This window comes from Burkholderia sp. SRS-25, from assembly GCF_004343765.1.
In the GTDB taxonomy this organism is placed as follows: Bacteria; Pseudomonadota; Gammaproteobacteria; order Burkholderiales; family Burkholderiaceae; genus Burkholderia; species Burkholderia contaminans.
Genome location: NZ_PTXM01000022.1, coordinates 52,011 through 66,288 on the forward strand (window position 1 = coordinate 52,011; position 14,278 = coordinate 66,288).

The following is a 14,278-nucleotide window of genomic DNA, read 5'->3' on the forward strand; positions in this document are numbered from 1 at the left end:
CACGCGCCGATTTGCAGAATCTGGTCTTGGAAGCGCGGCATGGGCCGCGACGATTTCGGGAGACTGGGATGGCGGGACGATGGCGAGCACGGTTTGCGCAGGGTGGGCACCGGTCGACGGGAATCGACGTTGGCGCGGATGAGGTGAGAGTGGTCGTGCTGAGCCGGCGCGGCCGGGGCGGGGACGTGTGCGTCGAGGGGCTCGAGCGGGAGCCGGTCGGGTTGGCGGGCGGGCCGGAGGATGCGCGCTGGGCGGCGGTCGCGCGGGCGCTTGCCGCCGCCGTGTCGAGGTTGTCGGCGGCCGGCGTGCGGTGCGACGCGCGCGGCGTGATGGCGTTGCACGATGACGAGATGCGCACCGCGACGCTCGACCTGGCCGGGCGCGGCGACATCGAGGACGCCGCGCGGCAGGCGGCCGAACGCATCTCGGGGCTGGCGCCGGATAGCCTCGCGTTCGACTGGCGGCAGGAGGGCGGCGCGGGAGCAGGCGAGATCGAGGTTGCCGTGGCCCCGCTGGCGCTGCTCGAACGGCGGATCGACGTGGCCGCCCAGGCCGGTGTCGACCTGACGGTGGTCGACGGCGAGTCGGCAGCGGCGCTGCGCGCGTTGCGCTATGCCGCGCAATTCGAACCCGACGCGCAGGCGGGCCCCTACGCGGCGCTCTGGTTCCATGATTCGGGCGTGCACGGCTGGCGAATCGACGGTCCGTTGGCCGTACCGGTGCTGACGTTGTCCGGCGCCGTGCCGGGGGCGTTTTCCGATGCATTGCGCCAGCGCGCGCTCGGGGCGGTGTGCTGCGTACTCGTGTCCGGGGACGAACGGTGTATCGCCCGCTTCGATACGTCTGTCGCCGAGATTGGCGACGTGCTCGGCGCGGTTGCGGTGTCGTTCGACTGCACGGGCTGGAGCGGGCACCCGTGCTTGCCCGCCGGCATCCCGGGCAGCACGGCATGGGCTGTCGCATTCGGGTTGGCATTGCGCGGGGTGTGGGAATGACGGCCTGTCGGGCGGAGCCGGGCTGTTTCAACCTGCTGCCATATCGCGAGCGGCTGGCGCAGGCGTTGCGACGTCGCCGGGCCGCGCAGTGCGGTGCGGCGATTCTGTTCGGTGTGCTCGGCGCCGGCCTGTGGACGGGCGTTGTCACCGGGGCGCGGTGGCGCGTGGATGCCGAGCGCGCGAGTGTGGAGGCGCGGCTGCGGCAGTTGCAGCCGCAGGTGGGGGCCGCGACGCGCGCCGCCAAGGCAGCGGCCGTTGCCGCGCAACGCGACGCGCAGGCGGCCGCGCTTGCCGCGCCTTATCAGCACGTCGCAGGGCTACTGGCCACGCTGGCGCAGGTGCGCGACGGCACCGTCCGGCTCGACGCGCTGCGCACGACGTCCGCCGGTGCCGTGATCGATGCACGCGCCTCGAGCTACCGGGCGGCCGCGCGATGGCTCGCGGGGATGGCACGCGAGCAACGTGGCTGGCGGATCGACATCGATGTGTTGAAGCCTGCTTCCGATGCTCCGGTCGTTACGGGCGGGATGCCGTTCCGGTTCTCGGTCCGGCTGCGCTGGCACGACGCGATGGCATCCCGGGAAGCGTCGGGAGGTGGCGCATGACCGCGCTCGCGCATCGGTCCGCACTGCGCGGCGACGGATGGCGGGGCGGCATGCGGCGCGTGTCGCCGGCGGCTGCGCACGTCGCAGGCTGCGGGCTCGCATTCGCGGCCGTGCTGGTGGGCGGCATTCATCTGGTGAATGCCGCCGACTGGAGCGGGCTCGCGCATAGCCGCGCGTTGCTCGCAGCGGCGCAGATGCGAGAGGCCGACGCGCGGCGTGTCCTGGCAGCCGCGGCACGGCAACGCGGCGTGCCGGCGGCGGCACACGGCGATCGCGCGCCGCGTACGCCGGAATGGGCTGCGTTGATGCTGGAACTGGCGGATCGCGCCGCGTCGAGTGGGCTGCGCGACATATCGATCGAACCGCTGCGCGCCGATGGCGCGGTGCCGGACGGCAGGCGCACGGTGCGTATCGTCGCGGACGGCGGCTTTCACGCGTTGCGGCAGATGGTCGGCGGGCTGGCCCGCTTCCCGGTGCTGGCAGTGCCGTACGCGCTGCGTGTCGAACGGGGAAGGGAGGCCGCGCGCGTGGAAATGTCCGTCGACGTGTTTCCGGAGTTGCCGGCGCCAACGTCCACGGGCGGGGAGGCGCCGGTTCTGGCCGACGTGCCCGGCGCCGATCCGTTCGGCGAGGCCGGTTCGTCCGAAGCGGAGGGGGCGGCTGCCCGCCTGGCCGGCACGATTCGCGACAGGCGTACCGGTCTTGCGCTGTTCGACGACGGTGACGGCACGTTCACGGCCGTGGTCCCCGGCGATACCCTTGGGGCCGCGCGGGTGGTGCGAGTCGATCCCGTCACCGTGACGCTCGCGACAGCGGACGGCGCGTACCGGGTCACTCTTGACGATGGGAGGCGGCCATGATCAAGCACGGAAGCCGGGTGCTTGCCGTCTGGGCCGGATTGACCGCGGCCAGTGCAAGCGCGTCATTGCCGCCGCTGCCGGCCGTCTGGCCTGCCGCATCGTTGGATACGCAGGTGCCGGGCCTGCCGTTGCCACAAGGCGCGGTGGACGGTGCGGATCACACCGTAGCGACGGAGGCCGGCCCGCCGCCGTTCGACCAGGCGGCTCGCGCGGCGCTTCAGGCGCAGGCCGCCACCCCGGCGCCAGGGCTGGAGGGGCCGCCGATCCCGTTGGCGCTGCCGGCCCGGATGGGGGACGCTTCGGCCCGGCAACCGGGCGATGCGGACGACACGAGGCGGATCTCGCTGAATTTGCAGGGAGCAGGGCTCACGGCCGCGTTCGACGCGTTCGCGCGGTTCACCGGCCTCAATATCGTCGTCGGCGAGCAGGTGCGCGGCACCATCACGTTACGTCTGAACAATGTGCCTTGGCGCGATGCCTTCGACACGCTGCTCGATACGCACGGGCTCGCGATGTCCCGGCGGGGCAACGTGATATGGGTCACGCCAGCGGCCGAGCTGGCCGCGCGCGAACGCGAGCGCTTCGAAATGCACGCGCGGGCCGCCGATCTGGAGCCGCTTGCGAGCCGGACGTTCGCGCTGCACTACCCGCGTGCGCAAGACGTGCAACGACTGCTGGCCGGAGCGACCGGCCAGCGCCTGCTGTCGAAGCGTGGCGCCGCGGCGGCCGATCCGCGCACGAACCTGTTGTTCGTCACCGATCTCGCGCCGCGTCTCGACCAGATCGCGAGCCTGATCGAGGCGATCGACCGGCCGTCGCGGCAGGTCCGGATCGAGGCCCGCATCGTCGAGGGCGAGCAGGGGTTTTCGCGCAATCTCGGCGCGCGTGTCGCGCTGAGGGCGCAGGGGCGACCGCCGTCGGGCGAGAGCGCCACGTTTGCGACCGGTGCCCGCAATGCGCTCGACCTGGCTGCGCGGCCGCTCGGCGGCTTCGAAGCGGCAACCGCCGGCTTTACGCTGTTCGCCGCGCCGCTCAGCCGTGTGCTCGACGTCGAACTGAGCGCGCTCGAGGCGCAAGGTCGGGGCCAGATCGTTTCGAGTCCGCGCGTGGTGACCGCAGATCGCGTCAAGGCCATCGTCGAACAGGGCTCGGAGCTGCCGTACCAGGCTAAGGTCGGCAACGGCGTGAGCGGCGTGCAGTTCCGCCGGGCGACGCTCAAGCTCGAGGTCGAGCCGCAGATCACGCCGGACGGGCGCGTGGTGCTCGACCTGGACGTGACGAAGGACAGTATCGGCGAGCCGACGGCAGCCGGTCCGGCGATCCATACGAAACACGTTCAGACGCGCGTCGAGGTCGAGAACGGCGGGACGGTCGCGATCGGCGGGATCTATGAACAACTGAACCGGAACGATGTGACGCGCGTGCCGCTCTTGGGCAAAATACCGTTTCTGGGCGCGCTTTTCCGGCACCGCGCGCAACGCGATCAGCGTAACGAACTGGTCGTCTTCATCACGCCGACCGTCGTCGATGCGCGCTGCAATGCGCGCGGCGCGGGCGGCGCGGATGCCGAGAAAACGGGGCCTGAAGCCGCCGGCGCAGGCTCGACAAGGCAGCCGCTTTGCCAGTAAGCTGCGCCACACACCAGCAAGATTGAAGCAGAGGAAGCCGTTGCAAGCGCGGGACCCACATGCAAACGTATTTTTCGTCGGCCTTATGGGAGCGGGTAAGACCACCGTGGGCCGTGCGGTCGCGCGTCGTCTCGACAGGACGTTCTTCGACTCCGACCACGAAATCGAGGCCCGCACGGGCGCGCGCATTCCGGTGATCTTCGAAATGGAGGGCGAGGCCGGGTTTCGCGATCGCGAAACGCAGGTGATCGCCGATCTCACGCAGCGCGAGAACATCGTGCTCGCGACGGGCGGCGGTGCGGTGCTGCGCCCGGAAAACCGCGACTGCCTGAAAAGCCATGGGATCGTCGTCTACCTGCGCGCCAATCCGCACGATCTGTGGCTGCGCACGCGCAAGGACAAGAACCGCCCGCTGCTGCAGACCGAAGATCCGAAGGGGCGTCTCGAAGCGCTGTACGAGGTACGTGACCCGCTGTACCGCGAATGCGCGGATTTCGTCATCGAGACCGGCCGTCCCTCGGTCAACGGTCTCGTCAACATGGTGCTGATGCAACTCGAACTGGCCGGCGTCATCGCCAAACCGCTACAAGCATGATTACTGTCAACGTCGACCTGGGCGACCGCGCCTACCCGATTCACATTGGCGCCGGCCTGATCGGCCGCGCCGAGCTGTTCGCCCCGCACATCAAGGGTTCGTCCGTCACGATCGTCACGAACACGACGGTCGATCCGCTCTACGGCGATGCACTGCGCGCGGCGCTTGCGCCGCTCGGCAAGCGCGTGTCGACGGTCGTGCTGCCGGACGGCGAGGCGTACAAGAACTGGGAAACGCTGAACCTGATCTTCGACGGCCTGCTGACCGACCGCGCGGACCGCAAGACGACGCTCGTCGCGCTCGGCGGCGGCGTGATCGGCGACATGACGGGCTTTGCGGCCGCGTGCTACATGCGCGGTGTGCTGTTCATCCAGGTGCCGACGACGCTGCTGTCGCAGGTCGACTCGTCGGTCGGCGGCAAGACCGGCATCAACCACCCGCTCGGCAAGAACATGATCGGCGCGTTCTACCAGCCGCAGGCCGTGATCGCGGACATCGGCGCGCTGACGACACTACCCGACCGTGAACTGGCGGCCGGCGTCGCCGAAGTCATCAAGACCGGCGCGATCGCCGATGCTGAATTCTTCGACTGGATCGAGGCGAACGTCGACGCGCTGAACCGTCGCGATCCGGCTGCGCTCGCACATGCGGTGAAGCGCTCGTGCGAGATCAAGGCGAGCGTGGTGGCAGCCGACGAACGCGAAGGCGGCCTGCGCGCGATCCTGAACTTCGGCCATACGTTCGGTCATGCGATCGAGGCCGGGCTCGGCTACGGTGAGTGGCTGCACGGCGAGGCGGTCGGCTGCGGGATGGTGATGGCGGGCGACCTGTCGGTGCGGCTCGGCCTGCTCGACGAAGCTTCGCGGCAGCGCCTCGATGCGGTGATCGCGGCCGCGCATCTGCCGACCCGCGGGCCCGCGCTCGGCGACGCGCGCTACATGGACCTGATGCGCGTCGACAAGAAGGCCGAGGCCGGAGCGATCAAGTTCATCCTGTTGAAGCGATTCGGCGATACGCTGATCACGCAGGCGCCGGACGAGGTCGTGTCCGCTACACTGGCGCAGACCACCCGCTAACGGCGGCCCGGATGCCCCGGCGCCCCAGACATGGAGGAGACGTGAGCGAGACATCCAGCAGCACACTGCCCGAAGCCGGTCGCGCATCCGCTGCGCCGGTTGCCGAGCCGCCGACGCTGGCGGCGCTGGAAGCCCATCTCGCTCCGTATGCCGCACACGCGTCGCAGTCGCGCGGCCGCCGCCATCCGGAGACGCCGCCGGCGGCGCGTACCGAATTCCAGCGCGACCGCGACCGCATCGTTCACTCGACCGCATTTCGCCGGCTCGAATACAAGACGCAGGTCTTCGTCAATCACGAAGGTGACCTGTTCCGCACTCGCCTCACGCACAGCCTCGAAGTCGCGCAGATCGCGCGCTCGGTCGCGCGCAACCTGCGTCTGAACGAGGATCTCGTCGAGGCGATTTCCCTCGCACACGATCTCGGCCATACGCCGTTCGGCCATGCCGGGCAGGACGCACTGAATGCCTGCATGCGCGACCACGGCGGCTTCGAGCACAACCTGCAGAGCCTGGCGGTCGTCGACGAGCTCGAGGAGCACTATGGCGCGTTCAACGGACTGAACCTGTGCTTCGAGACGCGCGAAGGCATTCTGAAGCACTGCTCGCGCGAGAATGCGCGCAAGCTCGGCGCACTCGGCGAGCGCTTCCTGCAGGGCCGCCAGCCATCGCTCGAAGCGCAGCTCGCCAACATCGCGGACGAGATCGCGTACAACAACCACGACGTCGACGACGGCCTGCGTTCCGGCCTGATCACGATCGAGCAACTCGCGGAAGTCGAGCTGTGGCAACGCCACTACGAGGCTGCGCTCGCCGAATTCCCGAACCTCGAAGGCCGCCGCCTCGTGCACGAGACGGTGCGCCGCATCATCAACACGCTGATCGTCGACCTGATCGACGAAACCACGCGCAATCTCGCGCGCGTCGCGCCGGCGTCGCTCGACGACGTGCGCGCCGCGCCGCCGCTCGTGTCGCACAGCGAATCTGTCGCCGCGCAGGCGGCCGCCCTCAAGCGTTTCCTCTTCAAGAACCTCTATCGCCACTACAAGGTGATGCGCATGGCGAGCAAGGCGCAGCGCGTCGTCACCGGTTTGTTCGATGCGTTCATCGACGATCCGCGCCTGCTGCCGCCGCCTTACCAGTCCGACGACGCCGCGCAGCAGCCGCGCCTCGTTGCGCACTACATCGCCGGCATGACCGACCGCTTCGCGCTGAAGGAGTATCAGCGCCTGTTCGTCATCAGCGACAACTGACTGTCACAAACGATCACTAGACTTCGCCGGTTCAATGGCGACGGGAATGTTGCACACGCTGTTGGTAACGTTTTCATAGGAGAGAGGTCGATGAAGAAGAAGCCTGCGGGGACACTGGTTCGTTCGATCGCGCTCGGCGGCGCGCTGATGTTCGGGGCGCAGCACGTGGCGCTCGCCGCGACTGAAATCCAGTTCTGGCATGCGATGGAAGCCGCGCTCGGCGAGCGGGTCAATGCGATCGCCGACCAGTTCAACGCGTCGCAGAGCGACTACAAGATCGTGCCGGTATTCAAGGGCACCTACGACCAGGCGCTCGCAGCCGGCATCGCCGCCTATCGCAGCGGCAACGCACCGGCGATCCTCCAGGTCTATGAAGTCGGCACGGCCACGATGATGCAGGCGAAGAAGGCCGTCGTGCCGGTCTACGACGTGTTCAAGCAGGCCGGCGTGCCGCTCGACGAGAAAGGGTTCGTGCCGACCATCGCGAGCTACTACAGCGACGCGAAGACGGGCCATCTCGTATCGATGCCGTTCAACAGCTCGACGCCGGTGCTGTACTACAACAAGGACGCGTTCAAGAAGGCCGGCCTCGATCCGAACCAGCCGCCGAAGACGTGGGCCGACGTGCAGGCCGATGCCGAGAAGCTGCGCAAGTCGGGGATGGCATGCGGCTTCACGACCGGCTGGCAGGGCTGGATCCAGCTCGAGAACTACAGCGCGTGGCACGGGCTGCCGTTCGCGAGCCGCAACAACGGCTTCGACGGCGCCGACGCCGTTCTGGAGTTCAACAAGCCGCAGCAGATCGCACACATCTCGTTCCTGCAGCAGATGGCGAAGGACGGCACGTTCACGTACGCGGGCCGCAAGGATGAAGCGTCGGCGAAGTTCTACAGCGGCGACTGCGGGATCATGACGACGTCGTCGGGCGCGCTCGCGAACGTGCAGAAGTTCGCGAAGTTCAGCTACGGCACGGGCATGATGCCGTACGACGCGAACGTGAAGGGTGCACCGCAGAACGCGATCATCGGCGGCGCGAGCCTGTGGGTGCTGGCGGGCAAGGATCCGGCGACCTACAAGGGCGTCGCTAAATTCCTCGCGTTCCTGGCCTCCCCGGCGGTTGCCGCGAAATGGCACCAGGACACGGGTTACCTCCCCGTGACGACCGCCGCGTACGACCTCACGCGCCAGCAGGGCTTCTACGCGAAGAACCCGAGCGCCGAAACCGCGATCAAGCAGATGCTGAACAAGCCGCCGCTGCCGTACACGAAGGGGCTGCGTCTCGGCAACATGCCGCAGATCCGCACGGTGGTCGACGAGGAGTTCGAACAGGTCTGGGCGCAGAAGAAGTCGCCGAAGGACGCGCTCGATTCGGCCGCGTCGCGCGGCGACGAACTGTTGCGCCGCTTCGAGAAGTCGGGCGGCTGAGCCCGCATCGCACCGTGCCGCCTGCCGCGTCGCATCCTGTCCGGATGCACGCGCCGGCTGGCGGCACGGCCACCTTTCCGTTGCGCCTGACCGGATATCCGCGATGCAATCCCGTTCCCGTTTCGGTACGAGCCTGTTGCCGTACCTGCTGATCGCGCCGCAGCTCGCGATCACCGCCGTGTTCTTCCTGTGGCCGGCCGGCGTCGCGCTGTGGCAGTCGACGCAGATGCAGGACGCGTTCGGCACGTCGAGCGAATTCGTCGGCCTCGCGAACTTCACGCACCTGTTCGCCGATCCGCTGTATCTCGATTCGTTCCGCACGACGCTCGTATTCAGTTCACTCGTTACGGTGAGCGGACTGGTCGTGTCGCTGATTCTCGCCGCGTGCGCCGATCGCGTGATCCGCGGCGCGCGCGTGTACCGCACGCTGCTGATCTGGCCGTATGCGGTCGCGCCGACGATCGCAGCCGTATTGTGGGCATTCTTGTTCAACCCGAGCATCGGCTTGATCACCTATGCGCTCGCGAAGAGCGGCATCGTGTGGAACCACGCGCTGAACGGCGGCCAGGCGATGTTCCTGGTCGTGCTCGCGTCGGTGTGGAAACAGGTGAGCTACAACTTCCTGTTCTTCTACGCGGGCCTGCAGGCAATCCCGCGCTCGCTGATCGAGGCGGCCGCGATCGACGGCGCCGGGCCGGTGCGGCGCTTCTTCAACATCGTGCTGCCGCTGCTGTCGCCCACCAGCTTCTTCCTGCTGGTCGTGAACCTCGTCTATGCATTCTTCGACACGTTCCCGGTGATCGACGCAGCCACCGGCGGCGGCCCGGCGCAGAGCACGAAGACGCTGATCTACAAGATCTTCGCGGAGGGCTTCCAGGGGCTCGACATCGGCAGCTCGGGTGCGCAGTCGGTCGTGCTGATGATCATCGTCGTCGGACTCACGGTGATCCAGTTCCGCTTCGTCGAACGCAGGGTGCAATACGCATGATCGAAAATCGCAAGGGCTTCGACCTGTTCTGCCACGCGGTGCTGATCGCGGGTGTGGTGCTGATCGTGTTTCCCGTCTACGTCGCGTTCTGCGCGGCGACGATGAATGCGCAGGAAGTGTTCACGGTGCCGCTGTCGCTCGTGCCGAGCACGCACCTGTTCGAGAACGTCGCGTATATCTGGGGGCACGGCAGCGGCGGCACGACGGCGCCGTTCGGCCGCCTGCTCGTGAACAGCTTCGCGATGGCGCTCGGGATCGCGGTGGGCAAGATCGCGGTGTCGATCCTGTCCGCGTACGCGATCGTCTATTTCCGCTTCCCGTTCCGCAACACGGCGTTCTGGCTGATCTTCGTCACGCTGATGTTGCCGGTGGAAGTGCGGATCTTCCCGACCGTGCAGGTCGTGTCGACGCTGCATCTGACGAACACCTACGCGGGGCTCACGCTGCCGCTGATCGCATCGGCCACCGCGACGTTCCTGTTCCGCCAGTTCTTCATGACGCTGCCCGACGAGCTGATGGATGCCGCGCGCATCGACGGCGCGGGGCCGCTGCGGTTCTTCTGGGACGTCGTGCTGCCGCTGTCGAAGACGAGCATCGCGGCGCTGTTCGTGATCACGTTCATCTACGGCTGGAACCAGTATCTGTGGCCGATCCTGATCACGACGGAGGCCTCGCTGTCGACGGCGGTGGTGGGCATCAAGACGATGATCGCGAGCGGCGACGCCGCGACCGAATGGCAATACGTGATGGCGGCGACGCTGCTGGGAATGATCCCGCCGCTCGTCGTCGTGCTGGCGATGCAGCGCTGGTTCGTGCGCGGCCTCGTCGATTCCGAGAAATGAATGACGGACGGCAACCGGGAGAAAGACCAAGAATGGCTGCGCTGAGCTTGAAGGGCGTCAGGAAATCCTACGACGGCAAGCAGCACGTGCTGCATGGCATCGACGTGGAGATCGCCGACGGCGAATTCATCGTGCTGGTCGGCCCGTCGGGCTGCGGCAAGTCGACGTTGCTGCGGATGATCGCGGGGCTCGAGACGGTGACGGACGGCGAGATCGCGATCGGCGAGCGCGTCGTCAACGCGCTGGAGCCGAAGGATCGCGACATCGCGATGGTGTTCCAGAACTATGCGCTGTACCCGCACATGACGGTTGCGCAGAACATGGGCTACGGGTTGAAGATCCGCGGGATCGAGCGCGCGACGATCGACTCGCGGGTGGCCGCGGCCGCGAAGATCCTCGAACTCGAGCCGCTGCTCGCGCGGCGCCCGCGCGAACTGTCTGGCGGCCAGCGCCAGCGCGTCGCGATGGGGCGCGCGATCGTGCGCGAGCCGTCGGTGTTCCTGTTCGACGAGCCGTTGTCGAACCTCGATGCGAAGCTGCGCGTGCAGATGCGGCTCGAGATCCAGCGGCTGCATGCGCGGCTCGCGACGACGAGCGTGTACGTGACGCACGACCAGATCGAGGCGATGACGCTCGCGCAGCGCGTGATCGTGATGAACCGCGGCTACGCGGAACAGATCGGTGCGCCGGTCGACGTGTACGAGAAACCGGCGACGGTGTTCGTCGCGGGCTTCATCGGCTCTCCCGCGATGAACCTGATGCACGGCCGGCTGTCGGAAGACGGCGCGACCTTCACGGTCGCGGGCGGCGGCCCCGCGCTGCCGGTCTCCGGCGCGCCCGGCATCGGCCGCGAGATCGCCGTCGGGCGCGACTGGGTGCTTGGCGTGCGGCCCGAACACATGACGCCGCAGCCGGGCGTCGCGCAGGCGACGCTGCCGGTCGATTCATGCGAGCTGCTCGGCGCGGACAATCTCGCGCACGGCCGTTGGGGCAATCACGACGTCGCGGTGCGCCTGCCGCACGCGGATCGCCCGGCGCGCGGCACGGCGCTGGCGGCCGCGCTGCCTGCGCACCGGCTGCATTTCTTCGATCCCGAGACCGGCAAGCGTGCCGGCTGAACCTGCTGACCAAGCCAAGAGACCGACGATGATCACCCGTACCGACTGGCCCTATCCGCGCGTCGTCGCTCATCGCGGCGGCGGCACGCTCGCGCCGGAGAACACGCTTGCCGCGCTCGACGAGGGCGCGCGGCGCGGTCACAGGATGGTCGAGTTCGACGCGAAGCTGTCGGCCGACGACGTGACGTTCCTGCTGCACGACGACACGGTCGACCGGACCTCGAACGGCCACGGAGCGGCGGCGGGCATGCGTTATGCGGCGCTGGCCGCGCTCGATGCTGGCGCGTGGCGCGATGCGCGCTTCGCGGGCGAACGGATGCCGACGCTGGAGGCTGCAGCGGCGCGCTGCATCGCGCACGGGCTGGCCGCGAATGTCGAGATCAAGCCGTGCCCGGGGCGCGAGCGCGAAACAGGGCGGCGCGTGGCGGCCGACGCGGCCGCGTACTGGCGCGATGCCGCCGTGGCGCCGCTGTTGTCGTCATTCTCGTTCGACGCATTGCAGCAGGCGCGCGTGACCGTGCCCGGCCTGCCGCGCGGGATGCTCTACGAAGTCGTGCCGAACGACTGGCATGCGCAGGTGATCGATGCGCTGGACTGCGTATCGTTGCATGCAGACCACAGCCGGCTCGACGAACCGCTCGTGCGCGCGATCAAGGCTGCCGGGCTGCGCATCCTGGTTTACACGGTGAACGACCTCGAACGGGCACGCGAACTCGCGCGCTGGGGCGTCGATGCCGTCTGCACGGACCGTATCGACCTGATCGAGCCCGATGCGCTGGACGACATCGACGTCGTCTGATGGCCCCGGCCACGGCGTGAGCCATGGCGGCATCCGGCGAAACCCTTGCGCGGAACGTGCCTGACGCGAAAAAACGACGCCCCGACGGGATTTCCGCCGGGGCGTTTTGCATCGTGGAGACGTTACGCCAGGAAAAATCCGCTACAAATTGCAGCAGGATTAACCATTCCCCAAATATTCGACTACGCTTAGAAGCGGTAGCCGACGTTCAGGTACGTGACGATCGGGTTCAGCGAGATGTGGGCCTTCGACGTTTCCGTCAGCGTGCCGACCGGCGTCCGGCGGGCCGTCGTAAAGGTCGCCGTCACGCTGACCGGGATGTACGAGAGCGACAGGCCTGCGAACCAGTGTTTCGTGAAGTTGTACGTGAAGCCGGCGTTGAAGACAGGCGCCCACTGGTTGCTGGTCGTGGCGCTGGTCGGGCCGCCGAGCACGCCGTTCTCGAAGCTGCTGTTCGTGATCTTTGCACCGGTGAACCAGACGTACGTCGCGCCGATGCCGACATACGGACGGAACTTCGCGTTGGCGTCGTTGAAGTGGTAGCGCAGCAATACGGCGGGGCTCCACTGGTACGCACGGCCGAGTACGCCGAATCTTTCGAACTGACCCTTGCCGGTAATGTCGAACTTCGGCGGTATCCCCATGACGAGCTCGGTGGAGATATGGTCGGTGATGAAGTAGCCCGTTGCGAGCCCAAGCGTATCAGCGTCGTTGATGCCGGCACCGGTGTTGGGAATCGATTGGTTGATGGGCGTGCCGCCTACGCCGTAGACGAACAGCGGGTCGCTGCTGTCCTGCGGCGCGAGGTGGAACCAGCCGGTGCTGACGTAGAAATCACCTGCGGATTGTGCATGTGCCGTACCGCCCGCGAATGCGAGCGCTGCGGCCCCCGTAATGGCCAGTTTTCGTTTCATTGTGTCTCCTCCGATCAAAGGCGTGCTCATTATGACGACTGCGTTTAAAACCAAACAAGCTCGTAAGTTAGAGTTTTCTCCCTAGGTTTCGTACGACCGTACGCTTTCGCGCCCAGCGGGGACAGGCATTCTACGCAGGTGCGCAATTTCGGACCCCCGGGTATTTCCTAACGCGTTCAAACGGACATTCAGCATGGCACGGTTAGCACGACTCTACGTTCCCGACCAGCCGCAGCACGTGATACTGCGCGGCCTGGATCAGCAACCCGCGTTCGTCGACGACCAGGACTACGAACTCTTCATCGATTGCCTGAAGGCCGCCGCGCGCGATCATCACCTGTCGGTGCATGCCTACGTGCTGCTGCCGCGCCAGGTGCAACTGCTCGTGACGCCGAGCGACGAAGCCAGCCTGCCGAAGGCGATGCAGGCCGTCGGCCGTCGCTACGTCGCCCATTTCAACCGGCGCTATTCGCGGCGCGGCACCCTGTGGGAAGGCCGCTATCGCGCGACCGTGATCGAAGGCGAGCGCTATTTCTTGCTCGCGAGCCGCGTGGTCGAGATGAGCCCGGTGCGCGCGCAGCTCGTCGCGACGCCCGAGGCCTATCGCTGGTCGAGCTACCGGCACCACGTCGGGCTCACCGTCGACAGCCTGATCACCGACCATCCGCTCTACTGGGCGCTCGGCAATACGCCGTTCGACCGCCAGCGCGCGTACAAGGAGCTGTGCGAACAGCCGCTCGACGAGCGGCAGGCCGACCAGCTGCAGCAGGCGACGTTGAAGGGCTGGGTGCTCGGCGGCGAGAATTATCGCGAGTGGGCGGCGCGTACCGCGAACCGGCGTGTGTCGCCGCTGCCGCGCGGACGCCCCAGAAAGGTGCGTGAAAACACGCCGCCGATCCAGCAGTAACGCAGGAACGGCGGTTCAGGAGGCGGCGCTGCGGGCGCCGCTTCTTTTTGCACCAAAACGATACGGCCCCAATAAAACGGCACCAGATCGAGGCGTCCTTTTAATTGGGGATCAATCAAGCGGTTTTTGTTGCTATTCCTTTGATTCGTCGCGTATATTCCGAATTCCGGTGGCCCGGGCGAAGCATGCCCATCCACTGTCGGCCGTGCCGTCTCCCGTCGGGAGCGGGATCGACGGCAACAAGAAAATGGTTCAACGGCCTCCAGGCCCCCTTTA

Annotated in this window: 14 protein-coding genes; 13 read left to right on the forward strand and 1 reads right to left on the reverse strand. The window is 67.3% G+C overall.

Annotated features, from left to right (window positions below; genetic code table 11):
- Window positions 1-68: 68 nt before the first annotated feature.
- The 12 genes from C5O79_RS28760 (at window position 69) to ugpQ (ending at window position 12,181) form a co-directional block, all read left to right on the forward strand.
- Window positions 69-995, forward strand: coding sequence for a competence protein ComA (locus tag C5O79_RS28760; protein ID WP_122473503.1), 927 nt, complete (start codon window positions 69-71; stop codon window positions 993-995).
- Window positions 992-1,600 carry a fimbrial protein gene (locus C5O79_RS28765; RefSeq protein WP_122473504.1) on the forward strand — a complete coding sequence of 203 codons (609 nt, stop codon included), beginning with the start codon at window positions 992-994 and terminating at the stop codon, window positions 1,598-1,600. The genes C5O79_RS28760 and C5O79_RS28765 overlap by 4 nt, the downstream gene beginning before the upstream one ends.
- Window positions 1,597-2,460, forward strand: a complete 864-nt coding sequence (locus C5O79_RS28770; RefSeq protein WP_122473505.1) for a pilus assembly protein — start codon at window positions 1,597-1,599, stop codon at window positions 2,458-2,460. The genes C5O79_RS28765 and C5O79_RS28770 overlap by 4 nt, the downstream gene beginning before the upstream one ends.
- A complete protein-coding gene (gene pilQ, locus C5O79_RS28775; RefSeq protein ID WP_122473506.1) occupies window positions 2,457-4,088 on the forward strand; it encodes a type IV pilus secretin PilQ in 1,632 nt (543 codons plus the stop codon). The genes C5O79_RS28770 and pilQ overlap by 4 nt, the downstream gene beginning before the upstream one ends.
- A 40-nt stretch (window positions 4,089-4,128) precedes the next feature.
- Complete coding sequence (aroK, locus tag C5O79_RS28780; RefSeq protein ID WP_039366741.1) at window positions 4,129-4,683, forward strand: shikimate kinase AroK; 555 nt, start codon at window positions 4,129-4,131, stop codon at window positions 4,681-4,683.
- Entirely contained in the window at window positions 4,680-5,759 is a 1,080-nt protein-coding gene (gene aroB, locus C5O79_RS28785; RefSeq protein ID WP_122473507.1) for a 3-dehydroquinate synthase, read from the forward strand. The genes aroK and aroB overlap by 4 nt, the downstream gene beginning before the upstream one ends.
- Before the next feature lie 41 nt (window positions 5,760-5,800).
- Window positions 5,801-7,009 (forward strand): deoxyguanosinetriphosphate triphosphohydrolase, encoded by a 1,209-nt coding sequence (locus C5O79_RS28790; RefSeq protein ID WP_081421164.1) that lies wholly within the window; start codon window positions 5,801-5,803, stop codon window positions 7,007-7,009.
- A 90-nt stretch (window positions 7,010-7,099) separates the two neighbouring features.
- Window positions 7,100-8,434 (forward strand): sn-glycerol-3-phosphate ABC transporter substrate-binding protein UgpB, encoded by a 1,335-nt coding sequence (gene ugpB / locus C5O79_RS28795; protein WP_046544777.1) that lies wholly within the window; start codon window positions 7,100-7,102, stop codon window positions 8,432-8,434.
- Between the two features lie 103 nt (window positions 8,435-8,537).
- A complete protein-coding gene (gene ugpA / locus C5O79_RS28800; protein ID WP_039366730.1) occupies window positions 8,538-9,422 on the forward strand; it encodes a sn-glycerol-3-phosphate ABC transporter permease UgpA in 885 nt (294 codons plus the stop codon).
- Window positions 9,419-10,264 (forward strand): sn-glycerol-3-phosphate ABC transporter permease UgpE, encoded by an 846-nt coding sequence (ugpE, locus tag C5O79_RS28805; RefSeq protein ID WP_039366729.1) that lies wholly within the window; start codon window positions 9,419-9,421, stop codon window positions 10,262-10,264. Before ugpA ends, ugpE begins: the two co-directional genes overlap by 4 nt.
- Before the next feature lie 32 nt (window positions 10,265-10,296).
- Complete coding sequence (locus tag C5O79_RS28810; protein WP_039366725.1) at window positions 10,297-11,382, forward strand: sn-glycerol-3-phosphate import ATP-binding protein UgpC; 1,086 nt, start codon at window positions 10,297-10,299, stop codon at window positions 11,380-11,382.
- Window positions 11,383-11,410: 28 nt separating this feature from the next.
- On the forward strand, window positions 11,411-12,181 hold the full coding sequence (gene ugpQ, locus C5O79_RS28815) for a glycerophosphodiester phosphodiesterase (RefSeq protein WP_122473508.1): 771 nt from the start codon (window positions 11,411-11,413) through the stop codon (window positions 12,179-12,181).
- Between the two features lie 188 nt (window positions 12,182-12,369).
- Here the strand turns inward: ugpQ and C5O79_RS28820 are convergent, their stop codons facing one another.
- Window positions 12,370-13,095 carry an OmpW family outer membrane protein gene (locus tag C5O79_RS28820; protein ID WP_046544779.1) on the reverse strand — a complete coding sequence of 242 codons (726 nt, stop codon included), beginning with the start codon at window positions 13,093-13,095 and terminating at the stop codon, window positions 12,370-12,372.
- Between the two features lie 193 nt (window positions 13,096-13,288).
- Here C5O79_RS28820 and C5O79_RS28825 point away from each other — a divergent pair, with 193 nt between their 5' ends.
- On the forward strand, window positions 13,289-14,002 hold the full coding sequence (locus C5O79_RS28825) for a transposase (protein ID WP_006477151.1): 714 nt from the start codon (window positions 13,289-13,291) through the stop codon (window positions 14,000-14,002).
- Window positions 14,003-14,278 lie beyond the last annotated feature (276 nt).

What these genes read in the sequence shown, in the direction of transcription:
- ugpA (WP_039366730.1), top strand. Translation starts at nt 8,538, where the DNA reads ATGCAATCCCGTTCCCGTTTCGGTACGAGCCTGTTGCCGTACCTGCTG.
- ugpQ (WP_122473508.1), top strand. Translation starts at nt 11,411, where the DNA reads ATGATCACCCGTACCGACTGGCCCTATCCGCGCGTCGTCGCTCATCGC.
- pilQ (WP_122473506.1), top strand. Translation starts at nt 2,457, where the DNA reads ATGATCAAGCACGGAAGCCGGGTGCTTGCCGTCTGGGCCGGATTGACC.
- aroB (WP_122473507.1), top strand. Translation starts at nt 4,680, where the DNA reads ATGATTACTGTCAACGTCGACCTGGGCGACCGCGCCTACCCGATTCAC.
- C5O79_RS28770 (WP_122473505.1), top strand. Translation starts at nt 1,597, where the DNA reads ATGACCGCGCTCGCGCATCGGTCCGCACTGCGCGGCGACGGATGGCGG.
- C5O79_RS28825 (WP_006477151.1), top strand. Translation starts at nt 13,289, where the DNA reads ATGGCACGGTTAGCACGACTCTACGTTCCCGACCAGCCGCAGCACGTG.
- C5O79_RS28810 (WP_039366725.1), top strand. Translation starts at nt 10,297, where the DNA reads ATGGCTGCGCTGAGCTTGAAGGGCGTCAGGAAATCCTACGACGGCAAG.
- ugpB (WP_046544777.1), top strand. Translation starts at nt 7,100, where the DNA reads ATGAAGAAGAAGCCTGCGGGGACACTGGTTCGTTCGATCGCGCTCGGC.
- C5O79_RS28765 (WP_122473504.1), top strand. Translation starts at nt 992, where the DNA reads ATGACGGCCTGTCGGGCGGAGCCGGGCTGTTTCAACCTGCTGCCATAT.
- C5O79_RS28820 (WP_046544779.1), bottom strand. Translation starts at nt 13,095, where the DNA reads ATGAAACGAAAACTGGCCATTACGGGGGCCGCAGCGCTCGCATTCGCG.
- C5O79_RS28760 (WP_122473503.1), top strand. Translation starts at nt 69, where the DNA reads ATGGCGGGACGATGGCGAGCACGGTTTGCGCAGGGTGGGCACCGGTCG.
- ugpE (WP_039366729.1), top strand. Translation starts at nt 9,419, where the DNA reads ATGATCGAAAATCGCAAGGGCTTCGACCTGTTCTGCCACGCGGTGCTG.